General features: G+C 38.9%; 14 protein-coding genes. 9 read left to right on the top strand and 5 right to left on the bottom strand.

Annotation, left to right across the window (positions count from 1 at the left end; all coding sequences use genetic code 11):
• Window positions 1-7 precede the first annotated feature (7 nt).
• The 4 genes from xerD to B7E04_RS01895 all read right to left on the bottom strand — a co-directional run bounded on the left by xerD (window position 8) and on the right by B7E04_RS01895 (window position 3,753).
• Window positions 8-922, bottom strand: a complete 915-nt coding sequence (gene xerD / locus B7E04_RS01910; protein WP_080777058.1) for a site-specific tyrosine recombinase XerD — start codon at window positions 920-922, stop codon at window positions 8-10.
• Window positions 923-928: 6 nt separating this feature from the next.
• Complete coding sequence (locus B7E04_RS01905) at window positions 929-1,351, bottom strand: deoxycytidylate deaminase (RefSeq protein WP_002983800.1); 423 nt, start codon at window positions 1,349-1,351, stop codon at window positions 929-931.
• Between the two features lie 42 nt (window positions 1,352-1,393).
• Entirely contained in the window at window positions 1,394-2,161 is a 768-nt protein-coding gene (locus B7E04_RS01900) for an enoyl-CoA hydratase-related protein (RefSeq protein WP_080777056.1), read from the bottom strand.
• A 104-nt stretch (window positions 2,162-2,265) separates the two neighbouring features.
• Complete coding sequence (locus tag B7E04_RS01895; protein WP_080777054.1) at window positions 2,266-3,753, bottom strand: catalase; 1,488 nt, start codon at window positions 3,751-3,753, stop codon at window positions 2,266-2,268.
• 132 nt (window positions 3,754-3,885) lie between these two features.
• Here B7E04_RS01895 and B7E04_RS01890 point away from each other — a divergent pair, with 132 nt between their 5' ends.
• From B7E04_RS01890 to B7E04_RS01855, 9 genes are all read left to right on the top strand, one after another.
• A complete protein-coding gene (locus B7E04_RS01890) occupies window positions 3,886-4,836 on the top strand; it encodes a LysR substrate-binding domain-containing protein (protein ID WP_062654091.1) in 951 nt (316 codons plus the stop codon).
• Window positions 4,837-5,069: 233 nt separating this feature from the next.
• Window positions 5,070-6,350 (top strand): methionine adenosyltransferase, encoded by a 1,281-nt coding sequence (gene metK, locus B7E04_RS01885; RefSeq protein WP_080777052.1) that lies wholly within the window; start codon window positions 5,070-5,072, stop codon window positions 6,348-6,350.
• 82 nt (window positions 6,351-6,432) lie between these two features.
• On the top strand, window positions 6,433-6,924 hold the full coding sequence (locus B7E04_RS01880; RefSeq protein WP_080777050.1) for a hypothetical protein: 492 nt from the start codon (window positions 6,433-6,435) through the stop codon (window positions 6,922-6,924).
• Window positions 6,925-7,122: 198 nt separating this feature from the next.
• Window positions 7,123-7,713, top strand: a complete 591-nt coding sequence (locus tag B7E04_RS01875) for an RNA polymerase sigma factor (protein WP_062654084.1) — start codon at window positions 7,123-7,125, stop codon at window positions 7,711-7,713.
• A 48-nt stretch (window positions 7,714-7,761) separates the two neighbouring features.
• On the top strand, window positions 7,762-7,896 hold the full coding sequence (locus tag B7E04_RS22515) for a hypothetical protein (RefSeq protein ID WP_262484639.1): 135 nt from the start codon (window positions 7,762-7,764) through the stop codon (window positions 7,894-7,896).
• A 21-nt stretch (window positions 7,897-7,917) separates the two neighbouring features.
• Window positions 7,918-8,613, top strand: coding sequence for a YjjG family noncanonical pyrimidine nucleotidase (locus B7E04_RS01870; protein WP_080777048.1), 696 nt, complete (start codon window positions 7,918-7,920; stop codon window positions 8,611-8,613).
• A gap of 365 nt (window positions 8,614-8,978) precedes the next feature.
• Entirely contained in the window at window positions 8,979-9,428 is a 450-nt protein-coding gene (locus tag B7E04_RS01865) for a PepSY-like domain-containing protein (protein WP_080777046.1), read from the top strand.
• A 118-nt stretch (window positions 9,429-9,546) separates the two neighbouring features.
• Window positions 9,547-10,218: a response regulator transcription factor gene (locus B7E04_RS01860; protein WP_080777044.1), complete on the top strand. Its 672-nt coding sequence runs from the start codon at window positions 9,547-9,549 to the stop codon at window positions 10,216-10,218.
• Window positions 10,218-11,492 (top strand): sensor histidine kinase, encoded by a 1,275-nt coding sequence (locus B7E04_RS01855; RefSeq protein WP_080777043.1) that lies wholly within the window; start codon window positions 10,218-10,220, stop codon window positions 11,490-11,492. Before B7E04_RS01860 ends, B7E04_RS01855 begins: the two co-directional genes overlap by 1 nt.
• A gap of 18 nt (window positions 11,493-11,510) precedes the next feature.
• Here the strand turns inward: B7E04_RS01855 and trpS are convergent, their stop codons facing one another.
• Window positions 11,511-12,479, bottom strand: coding sequence for a tryptophan--tRNA ligase (gene trpS / locus B7E04_RS01850; protein ID WP_080777041.1), 969 nt, complete (start codon window positions 12,477-12,479; stop codon window positions 11,511-11,513).
• Between the last annotated feature and the right edge of the window lie 129 nt (window positions 12,480-12,608).

The following is a 12,608-nucleotide window of genomic DNA, read 5'->3' as shown; positions in this document are numbered from 1 at the left end:
ACTAAGCTCACTGAGTAACATTAATATTTCTCGGGTGATAGCTCAGGATTACATCCCGAAGTTCTTCTGTCTTCAGATGGGTATAGATCTCCGTAGTGGTGATACTGGAATGTCCCAGCATTTCCTGGATATAGCGAAGGTCTGCACCATTCTGTAAAAGGTGGGTCGCAAAAGAATGTCTGAAAGTGTGTGGTGAGATTTTTTTGCTTACTCCTGCCTTGTCTGTAAGTTCCTTGATGATCAGAAATACGATCACCCTGGACATTGATGTTCCACGGCTGTTAAGAAACAGCGTATCCTCATATTTTTTATTGATCTTACTGTTCGAACGAACTTCCTTAATGTATGTTTCCAAAAGTTCTGCAGTATAGTCAGCCAGGGGAACAAAACGTGTTTTGTTTCCTTTTCCGTGTACTTTGATGTACTGCTCTTTGAAATTAATGTTCGAAATTTTCAGATCGATAAGTTCGGAGACACGTAATCCGCATCCGTATAGAACTTCAATGATACAGTGATTTCTCTTTCCGAGGTCAGAATCGGCCTCAATGGCTGCAATGATCTTATTGATATCAGGCAGGCTCAAGGTGTCAGGAAGATATAATCCCAGTTTTGGGCCTTCAAGCAGGGACGCAGGGTTATCTTCCCTGTACTCGTCCTCAAGCAGAAACTTGAAGAAAGCCTTTATGGAAGAAATCCATCTTGCCTGTGATCTTTCGCTGAACTTCTGTTTGGAAAGATTGAAGATATATTCCTGTAAGTTTTCGTAGCCTATAGCATCCGGACCGACGTTTTCCAGATCCACTATGGCATAATCTTTTAATTTTTTGATGTCTCGAATATAGGCATCGAGAGTGTTTTCTGAAAAATTTCTTTCGAAACGAAGAAATATTTCAAAATCTTTGATCTTTTCATCCCAAGTCATTTGTGCTTATTTTTTTAGTTCACAGTCCGATATTTGTTCTATTTCAATATTATGGTTTCTCAGGAACGAGATGCCGTCATCGTCTGAATACTCATTAATATACACAAGTCTTGTAATTCCTGCCTGCAGAATCAGTTTACTGCATTCTTTGCAAGGCGACAGCGTTAAATATAACGTTGCGCCTTTTGCAGACTGAGTGGAAGCGGCCAGCTTTAATATCGCATTGGCTTCCGCATGAAGTACATACCAGTGTGTTTTTCCCTCTTCATCTTCACAGCAGTTTTCAAACCCCGAAGGTGTTCCGTTGTAACCATCTGAAATAATCATCCTATCTTTTACGATAAGAGCTCCTACCTGTTTTCTCTTACAGTAGGATAGTTTTGCCCACTCCTGAGCCATTTTAAGATAAGCTTTATCAAACTTATTCATACCGCAGCATTAGTTTTTTTCGAAATAATTTGGATTAAAAATCTAGAAGTTCGGCTTTCTTTTCTCTATAAAAGCTGTAACTCCTTCTTGCTTGTCTGCCATGTCAAAAAGCTCCCCGAAATATTTGATTTCAGATTCAAAACCTTTATCTGTGTCAGACAAGTTCACGGCCTGTATGGCCTTTGATATAGCCATTGGTGAGTTGCCGGCTATAATACTCGCTAATTCTTTTGTTTTGGTTAATAATTCTTCAATAGGGTATACTTCATTCACCAATCCTATTTCCTTTGCTCTCTGTGCGGGGATCATTTTGGCTGAGAAGATCATTTCGTTGGCGATGCCTTTTCCTACCAGTTTAGGAAGTCTCTGTGTTCCTCCGTAACCCGGAATTAATCCAAGGGTTACCTCAGGAAGTCCCAGTTTTGCATTCTCTGATGCATATCTGATATGACACGCCATGGCAAGCTCTAAACCTCCGCCCAATGCAAATCCATTAACGGCTGCAATGACAGGTTTAGTTGTATTTTCAATTTTGTTGAACAGGGTATTTTGCCCGTTTCTGGCCAGTTCTTCGGCTTTTTCCTGTCCAAAATCACTGAATTCTTTGATGTCAGCTCCTGCTACAAATGATTTTTCGCCGCTTCCTGTAAGAATGATTACTCTGCAGGATGCATCCGAATTTAGCTCATCTATTGCTGAACTGATTTCCTGAATCGTTTTTGCATTAAGAGCATTTAAGCTCTGTGGTCTGTTTATGGTGATGACAGCTAACCTGTCTTCTTTCTCTAATAATATATTTTCGTAACTCATTATTCCACTATAAAATATTATTTTTTGCAAATTATGAATTTTTTACAAAAAAAAGGAAAAAATATTAGTTTTTTTTCCTTTTAAGTAATGAATCCTTCAAAATCCTATTTTGAGTGGTTCATCATATTTGCATCAATATTGATATTTAGCTGAGATGCCACTTTCATGCCAAGTTCTATATTAGTCCTGAAAAAGTGACATAACTGGCGGTTGATGATCTCATCTTTTTTTGGTCCGTTAATTCCTTTCATACTTCCCACGATGTTGCTGATCAGGTGTTCTCTGTCTTCAGCGGACATAGCTTTTGTATACAGCAATCCGGGTTGGGTGTAATGGTCATCATCGTTTTCATTCCTGTTGTAGCTTGCTACGTGGGCGCTGTCCAGCTCATACTCATAGCTTTTATAAGATAAGTCCGGCTTGATGTCATCAAAGCTGTTCGGAAAATAATTAGGTTTATCCTGGTAGTTGCTGGAATCTGCCATAAAGCCGTCTCTCTGGTAATTGTTTACGGCAAAAGGACATCGGTTCACTTCCAGCTGGTGGGCATTGACGCCTACCCTGTAGCGATGGGCATCCGGATAAGAAAACAGTCTTCCCTGAAGCATTTTATCGGGAGAAAAGCTAATTCCGTTGATCAGGCTGCTTGGTGAAAATGCAGATTGTTCCACATGCGCAAAATAATTGACAGGAACTTCATTCAGCTCCATTTCTCCTACTTCTATCAATGGAAAATCACCCTGGAACCATACTTTTGTTACATCAAAAGGATTCCATCTGAAATCTTTGGCCTGCTCTTCAGTCATCACCTGGATATACATCGTCCACTTAGGGAAATCACCGTTTTCAATGGCGTTGCAAAGATCTTCCTGAGCGAAATCCGGATTTTCTCCAGCCATTTTCGTAGCTTCTGCATCCGTGAAATTTTTAATTCCCTGCTTTGTTTTAAAATGGAACTTTACCCATACTCTTTCATTCTGATCATTAATCATAGCGAAAGTATGAGAACCAAACCCGTGCATGTGCCTGTAGCCGTGAGGCGTTCCCCTGTCTGACATTAAGATAAGGACCTGGTGCAGGGATTCAGGGTTGTGGCTCCAGAAATCCCACATCATGGTCGCACTTTTTAAATTGGTCTTCGGAACTCTTTTCTGGGTGTGGATGAAATCCGGAAATTTCTTGGCATCCTTAATAAAGAATACCGGTGTGTTATTTCCAACCAGATCCCAGTTTCCGTCCTCCGTATAAAATTTTAAAGCGAAACCTCTTGGGTCTCTTGCCGTATCTGCACTTCCTTTCTCACCACCTACGGTAGAAAAGCGGGCAAACATTCTGCATGAGTTTCCGACTTTTGAAAATAGTTTGGCTTTGGTATATTGGGTGATGTCGTGGGTTACCGTAAAGGTTCCGTAGGCACCACTTCCTTTGGCGTGTACAATTCTTTCAGGAATTCTTTCCCTAACAAAATGAGCAAGATTTTCCTGAAGAATGAAATCCTGCAGCAGAACAGGTCCTCTGGGCCCTACAGTCTGTGAGTCCTGATGTTCATAGTAAGGAGCGCCGTTGCTTAGCGTTAATTTTTTAGAATCCATATAGTTATGATTTGTCTTATTGGTTTACCTTGTACGCTGTTTTACACAGACGTATGAAATATCAAATTTACTTGAATTTTTGATTACAAATAGCAAAAACATTTTATCTTTGTAATAGATAATATTAATCAGATGAACATTCAGCAACTGGAGTATCTTATCGCTGTAGATAAGTACAAACATTTTGGTAAAGCAGCTCAGGCATGCTTTATTACGCAGCCTACATTAAGTGCGATGATACAGAAATTCGAGGATGAACTGGATGTAAAGGTGTTCGACAGGACTACACACCCGATCCGTACTACGGATGTGGGGCTTCAGATCATTGATCAGGCTAAGGTAATTATAGAATCTGTCAATGAACTTAAGAATAAAGCGAATCTCCTGAATAATATTCTGGGCGGAACAATTAACCTGGGAATCATCCCTACCGTTTCATCTTTTATCTTACCTACGGAAATCTTTAAGTTTCTGGAAGAAAACCCGAAAATCCAGATGAATGTGAAGGAAATGACTACTGATAATATTGTTAAAGCTTTAAAAGCAGGAGAACTGGACGCGGGAATTATTTCCACTCCATATGATTCTGCTGATGAATTTTACCAGGATTTCCTTTTCAATGAAGAGCTTATGATCTACAGCTCCAATACGGAAGCCAATAAAAAGAATTCCTATATCATTCCTGAAGAGCTGAATGTGGAAAAAGTGTGGCTTCTGGAGGAAGGAAACTGTCTGAGAAACCAGTTTGAAAACATTTGTCATCTGAAAGAAAATACATTAAAGCCTAAGAATTTAGATTTTCTGGCCTCCAATATCCAGACGCTTGTTCATATGGTAGATAAGGTCGGAGGGATCAGTATTTTGCCGGAACTGGCATTGAGCCAGCTTTCAGAAGAGCAGAAAGACAATGTCTTCAGGTTCAAAAAGCCTTTCCCTTACAGAGAGATCAGCATCATCTATTACAAGCCTACCTTTAAGCAGAAGATTATTGATGAATTATCTCATTCCATCAAAAATTCTTTAGAGCTTAAACTTAATTATCATGCGAATCCAAAGGAGTTTGTGAGCATAAAACCTCAGTGAACTAAGAAGGCCGCAAAGTGATATAAATCATTAATTCTAAGAAAATTATAATTAATAAGCAAAATTGTTGAGTATTAAAAAAATAGTACTTAAATTTGCGGACGTTTATAAACGAGGAAAAATTTGACCTGATTGCAACCTCTCTAAAAAAATGCTAAAACAGTATTCTTTTTTCGGGCCATTTATTCTTATTTTTCCTCACATATTTTTTAATCTAAAAAACAAAGAATAATATGTCTTACTTATTTACATCTGAATCCGTTTCAGAAGGACACCCGGATAAAATTGCCGATCAGATTTCCGATGCACTTATCGATCATTTCTTAGCTTACGATAAAAGCTCTAAGGTAGCTTGCGAAACCCTTGTAACAACAGGGCAGGTAGTGCTTGCAGGAGAAGTGAAATCTGATGCCTATCTGGATGTTCAGACGATTGCAAGAGAGGTGATCAACGGAATTGGATACACAAAAGGAGAATACATGTTCAACGGAGATTCCTGTGGTGTGATTTCTGCAATTCATGAGCAGTCTCCGGATATCAACCAGGGAGTAGACAGAGCGGTAAGCGACGGGTCTTTTGAAGCTAAAGCCAATGCACAGGGTGCGGGAGACCAGGGGATGATGTTCGGGTATGCAACCAACGAAACAGCTAATTATATGCCTCTGGCTCTGGATCTTGCCCACACGATCCTTAAAGAACTTTCTGTATTGAGAAGAGAAGGAAACCAGATCGGTTATCTTCGTCCGGATGCAAAAAGCCAGGTAACCATTGAGTATTCTGATGATCACAAACCGGTAAGAATTGATTCTATTGTAGTTTCTACACAGCATGATGACTTCGGAACTGAAGAGGAGATGCTGAACAAAATCCGTGAAGACATCAAAAACATTCTGGTTCCAAGAGTTGTTGCACAGCAGACTGAGGAAATCAAAGCATTGTTCAATGACCAGATCAAATACCATATCAATCCTACAGGGAAATTCGTAATCGGAGGTCCTCACGGAGATACAGGTCTTACAGGAAGAAAAATCATTGTAGATACTTACGGTGGAAAAGGAGCCCACGGTGGTGGTGCTTTCTCCGGAAAAGACCCTTCAAAAGTAGACAGAAGTGCAGCTTATGCAACAAGACATATTGCTAAGAACTTAGTGGCTGCAGGAGTTGCAGATGAAGTTCTGGTGCAGGTTTCTTACGCTATTGGTGTTGCTGAGCCTTGTGGTTTGTATATCAATACGTACGGAACTGCAAAAGTAGACCTGAATGATGGTGAAATTGCCAAAAAGGTTTCTACAATCTTCGATTTAAGACCTTATGCTATTGAGCAAAACCTGAAACTGAGAAACCCGATTTATCTTGAAACGGCTTCTTACGGGCATATGGGTAAAGAACATTACATTGCTGACAAAACCTTCAACAAAGGTCAGAAAAACGAACTTACCCTTACAGGACTTGAGTTCTTTACATGGGAGAAACTTGACAAAGTAGACGAAATTAAAGCCGCTTTTGGTATTTAATTTCCCTTCAGAAATAATAAATAGACTGCTTTATCTTTTGATAAGGCAGTTTTTTTTAATTTTACACCTTAAATAATTAAAGATGATGAATTTTAGATCAGCACTTACGATACTTACCGTTGTTTTCCTCGGCATTATGACTAAATCACAATATACGATGCATAAGATGGTGACTGTGGGATACACCTACCAGAATCAAAGCTTTGGAGAAGTAGGGGGTAAGCTGCTTTTCCTGAAGAATGATGATGTGATTTACAGACTGGGAGGATCTGCATTAATGGGGTCTGCCGGATCCAAATTTGCCATTATGCCTAAGCTGCAGGCAGATGTACTGCTGAATTTCGAGAAAAATGTGGACTTTTACCATTCCTATTACTTTCTCATAGGAGCAGAAGGAACCAATAAATATATTGCTCCGAAAATCGGGGTTACACTTTTCGGGCTTTTGGATCTAACGGGAGGCTATGCATTTCCGGTGGGAGACGCCCGCTTGAACGGAAAAGAGTTAAAAGGATTAAATGTTAATTTAACACTAAATATCCCTACCGTCTTTATTCATGATATGTTTAACTGATATTTTTTAAATTTTTGTTGTAAAAATTTAATAATAGGTTAACAGTTATTAAAAAATTATTATATTTACACCATATAATAATTGTACCGCCTATCGATTTTACTTTACTCTGAAAAACTGTTTTGTATTTACAGCCGGGGCCAGATAAAATATCTGGAGAATTGCTGGTCTGCAAATTTTTTATTATTGAGAAGAGTTATGAAATCAAAAACGGACAGCCTACTAATTTCCCTTTACCAGAAAGGAGACGAAGAAGCCTTATCAGCCCTTATTCATCGTCATCAGAGAGAACTGTTTACATTCATTTTTTACAAAATTAATGATGAAGACCTGGCCAATGATGTCTTTCAGGATACATTCATGAAAATTATCCTGATGCTGAAAGAAGGACGCTACAACGAAGAAGGCAAATTCATTCTTTGGGCCAAAAGAATAGCACACAACCTTATTATCGATCATTTCAGACTGAAATCGAAGAACGTTAAAGTTTCGGAAACTACTTTTGAGACAGACGAGTATTCTATTTTTGATCTGATCCGCGAGCCTTCGGAAAATATCGAAGACCATCTGGTGACGATGCAGATCCAGGAAGACCTGCTGAGAATGCTTCAGTTCCTGCCCCAGAACCAGCAGGAAGTCATAAAACTAAGATTTTTTGACGGATTGAGCTTTAAAGAAATTGCAGATCATACCAATATGAGTATCAATACCACCCTGGGCAGAGTGAGGTATGCACTGATAAACCTGAGAAAAATCATGGACGAAAATAATATTGTATTGACACGTTAGGATAATAATTTTGAAAAATTCACGTTTAAAGGAAAACATACGTAGCCTATGAAAAAAAATGATTCCTTAAAAGTGAAAACTTTGAAACCTAAGAAACAAACAATTGATTTTTTACTGAATTACTCCAAAAGTCTTGAAATGGTGAAAGCCAAAAACAAGAATTTTCCGGTTTCCAAAAATTAAAATTGACTAATTTTGTGCTGTATGAAAATTCAGCACATTTTTTTTGATCTGGACAATACGCTCTGGGATCACCGCAAGAACGCTTACCTTACCATCAAGGATCTTTTTGAAAAGCAGGAAATCACATTACATTACAATATCCCGTTTGAAGATTTTCATTCGGTCTATCATGAGATTAACGAAAGTCTTTGGGAAAAGATCAGAGATGGGCTTATCGGGAAGGAATATCTGAGAAAACACCGTTTCTATGATACCTTCAAACACTTTGGAGTAGATAATGAAGAACTCTCTCAATACTTTGAGGAGCATTTTCTGGATAAGATCCTTAACCACAATGAGCTGGTGGAAGGCGCTGCCTATATCCTGGACTATCTGAAATCCAAACATTATACATTACACGTTATTTCCAACGGTTTCCAGGAAGTTACGGAGAGAAAATGCATCCTCTCCGGAATTGATAAATACTTTAAAACTATTACCAGTGCAGATTCTGTAGGGGTAAGAAAACCCAACCCGAAAATCTTTGAATATTCTCTGGGTATTGCAGAAGCACAGAAAGAAGAAAGTATCCTGATCGGTGACGACTGGATTGCTGATGTCGTGGGATCACAGAACTATGGTCTGGATGTAATTTTCTTTGATGTGTATAAGGAAAACAGGCAGGAAGAAGGATTGAAAAGCATTACCCATCTCTTGCAGATCAAGGAATATTTGTAAATATAGTTTAGGATCGGAAGCTTAAAGTCTGAAGAGGGAAGTTATTGACGCCAGCCCTCTCTTTTGGCTTCCATTCATGGTCTTACTTTTTAACCTCATGTCAGATTCTGATGGTTTACTTTATGTCTCGCGCGGATCAGGCAGATAGAGCCGATTTTTAGCATAATGAATGAAAATTTTAGATTTTCAAAAAGACTTAAGTGTACTTTTATGCAGTAATAATTTACACTTTAAATTAAACTAAAGTGCTAAAAAAAATCTTTTGTGACTTTTGTGGTTTATATTTTTTTAACAATACATTCCTAATTCTTTCCTAAATTGATCCTGAACTTTGCTTCATAATAAAAACAGAAAAATTTAATATTATGAAAAGTTTTAGAAAAATCACAGGAGCATTTATTTTAGTTTTCTCATTGGCCGGCGGTTTTATTTTTGCGCAGGACAAAGCAATTGCGGCTAACCAGCTACCTAAAACGGCAAAGACTTTCCTTGCTTCCCATTTCAAAGGAATAGCGGTAGGATCTGCTATTGAAGACCGTGAAATCTATGGGGTAGATGAATACCAGGTGTATCTGGCGAATGGTATGAAAGTAGAATTCGACAGCAGAGGAAACTGGAAAGAAGTGGATGGAAAACACCAGAAAATTCCTTTTGGATTTATTCCGGCTTCCATTAGAAATTATGCCGCTAAAAATTTCCCGAACACATACATTGTTAAAATTGAAAAAGAACGATGGTCTTATAAAGCTGAGCTTTCAAATGGTTTGGATCTGGAATTCGACAGCAAAGGAAATTTCAAAAAGATCGATGATTAAAAGGATCGAATAAGGAAGATTTGGCGGGAGCTGGAAGGTGGCACATAAATAACTTCCATCATCCCGCTTCCTTCTTCCTTTCTATTCCCTATATTTGATAGAAGCTAATACTGGAGCCATGAAGATATTAATTGTAGAAGATGAACCGGACCTGAAAGATACTGTACAGGCTTATCTGGAAGCTGAGCATTTTATTGTGGAATATGCCCTGAATTACAACGATGGTCTGGAAAAAATTATTTCCTATGAGTATGACTGCATTCTCCTCGATATCATGCTTCCGGACGGAAATGGGATTGATTTGCTGAAGGAAATTAAAAAACTTCACAAAAAAGATCCTGTCATTATTTTATCTGCGAAAGATTCTGTGGATGATAAAGTAGCAGGTCTGGAAATAGGAGCCGATGATTATCTGGCTAAACCTTTTCATCTCGCAGAACTGATGGCGAGAATACGGTCTGTGATCAGAAGAAAAAACCAGGACGGAGAAAATACCATCGTCTACAAAAACATCAGTATTGATCCGGAAAACAGGACGGTAAAAATAGGAGGTGAAGATTTGGCGGTCAACAGGAAAGAATATGATCTTTTATACTATTTTGTGATCCATCCGGAAAAAACGCTGCAGAAAACTACCTTGGCCGAAGCGATCTGGGGAGATTATATCGATCAGGCAGACAGTCTGGATTTTATTTATTCACAAATCAAAAATCTACGCAAAAAACTCAAATCACTGAACGCAGAAGCCGATTTTCAGGCGGTTTACGGAATAGGTTATAAATTTGTCTGATGAAAGTTTCATTAAAATATTACACCATAAAATACATGATCGTTATCCTGCTGCTCATAATTGCAGTCTGGGCAGCACTTTTTTATGCGTATATCCTGGATGAAGTCTACGATAATGTGGATGATGGTTTGAAGGACCGGAAGATACAGATCATCAAAGCGGTGTATCATGATCCCAAGCTTTTGGACAGTAAGGATTTTGGATTTAATGAATTTAAGATCAAACCCATTGCAGAGTCCGAGTACAAAGACAAAAGCAGGCTCTATAATAAGATGTATTATATGGAGTATGATGATAAAGACCAGCCGTACCGGGTGCTTGAGACAGATTTCAGAGATCAGTTCGGAAAACCCCAGCGGCTCGAAATACGAACCTCTACAGTGGAGCAGGACGAACTGGTCTACGATCTTACCACAGCTTTGATTGTGCTGTATATTTTACTGGTGATCAGTATCGTGGCAGTGAACGGATATCTCCTGAATAAAGCCATGCGCCCTTTTTACGCGATTTTAGACAGACTTAAAAAATACCAGTTCGGGGTATCTTCATCACAGGAGCCTCAGAAATATTCCATTAGAGAATTTGAAGAGCTTAATGTGGAAATAGAGGAAATGATAGAGCGTAACGAGCTTGTTTTCCACCAGCAGAAGCAGTTCATTGAAAACGCTTCCCACGAACTTCAGACGCCGCTGGCTATTGCCATCAATAAAATCGATCTGCAGATCCAGAATGAAGAGCTGGACAAAAAAGGACTGAATTTTATTTCTGAATTAAAAGGAGATCTGAGAAGAATGTCGGGACTGAATAAGTCTCTGCTGATGCTTTCAAAAATAGAGAACAGCCAGTTCAATACAACCTCAAAAGTAGATTTTAATGAACGGATTACAGAGCTGGTAAAAAGCTATGAAGATTTTATTGAATTTAAAAAAGTGCGTGTCAGCATCCTTGAAAAAGGGTTTTTTGGAGCAGATTTTAATCCTGACCTGGCTGATATTCTCCTCTCCAATCTGCTTAAAAATGCAGTGAAATACAATCACCAGGAAGGACAGGTGGAGATCATCATAGAAAATAACAGGCTCATCTTCAGAAACAGCGGAAACGGAGTTCCACTCGATAAGACGCAGATTTTCAACCGTTTCTATAAACAGGGTTCAGACCACAGTTCTACCGGCCTCGGGCTTTCTATCATCAGGACTATAACAAAACAATATCCCGGTTGGGATATTGTCTATGAGTTCGAAGATGGCATGCATTGTTTTATTCTTTCGAAATAATGCAGATGATCTGTATGTTTAAATTCCTAAGCTTGTTCTAACTCTCTTCATCGTTTCTGTAGCAACCACTCTTGTTTTTGTTGCACCTTCCTGAAGCTTAGCTTCCAGCTCGTCCAGATTGTTCATATAGTATGCGAACATTTCTCTTTCTTTGGCAAAGCGGGTCAAAATAAGGTTCAAAAGCTCTGTTTTGGCGTGCCCGTACCCGAAGTTACCAGCCAGGTATTTTGCTCTTAATTCCTCAGTCTGTTCAGAAGTAGCAATCAGTTGATAGATGGCAAAAACCTTGTCTGTTTCAGGGTCCTTAGGTTCTTCTAAGGATTTGGAATCTGTTTCTACACTCATTACCTGTTTTTTCAGTTCCTTTTCAGGTAAGAAAATATTGATGATATTGCCCATGGATTTAGACATTTTGCGTCCGTCTGTTCCGGGAACATATTTTGTGTCTTCCTGAAGCTCAGATTGTGGCAGTACAAAAACTTCACCCATCTGGTTATTGAACCTTGACGCCACATCACGTGCTATTTCCAGATGCTGTAGCTGGTCTTTTCCTACAGGAACAATTTCCGCATCGTATAATAAAATATCGGCAGCCATTAAAACAGGGTAGGTAAACAGTCCGGCGTTCACATCCTGAAGTCGGTCTGCCTTATCTTTAAATGAATGCGCAAGGGTTAATCTCTGATAAGGAAAAAAACATGATAAATGCCAAGAAAGTTCACAGGTTTCAGGGATATCGCTCTGTCTGTAAAAATATGTTTTTTCTGTATCCAGCCCACAAGCAAGCCAAGCCGCAGCAATTTCGTAGGTATTTTGTTTTAAAACCGATGCATCTTTAATCTGGGTTAAAGAATGAAGGTTTGCAATAAATAAAAATGATTCATTTCCTTCCTGCTTGGAAAGTTCAATAGCAGGAATAATCGCCCCAAGGAGATTTCCAAGATGGGGAGTTCCGGTGGCTTGAATGCCGGTAAGAATTCTTGACATTTGTTTTTGGTTTATAAAAATTAATGAATGGCAAATTTACGAGGTTTTGCGGAATAAAATTGAAAATGGTGCGGAAATATGAAAAGAATTGCCAGGGCAAAAAGGCAAATTCGCCGTTTCGCCCATTTG

It is taken from the genome of Chryseobacterium phocaeense (genome assembly GCF_900169075.1).
In the GTDB taxonomy this organism is placed as follows: domain Bacteria; phylum Bacteroidota; class Bacteroidia; order Flavobacteriales; family Weeksellaceae; genus Chryseobacterium; species Chryseobacterium phocaeense.
The sequence above is the reverse complement of the archived record's forward strand: the minus strand, read 5'-3'. Positions and strand labels throughout refer to the sequence as shown.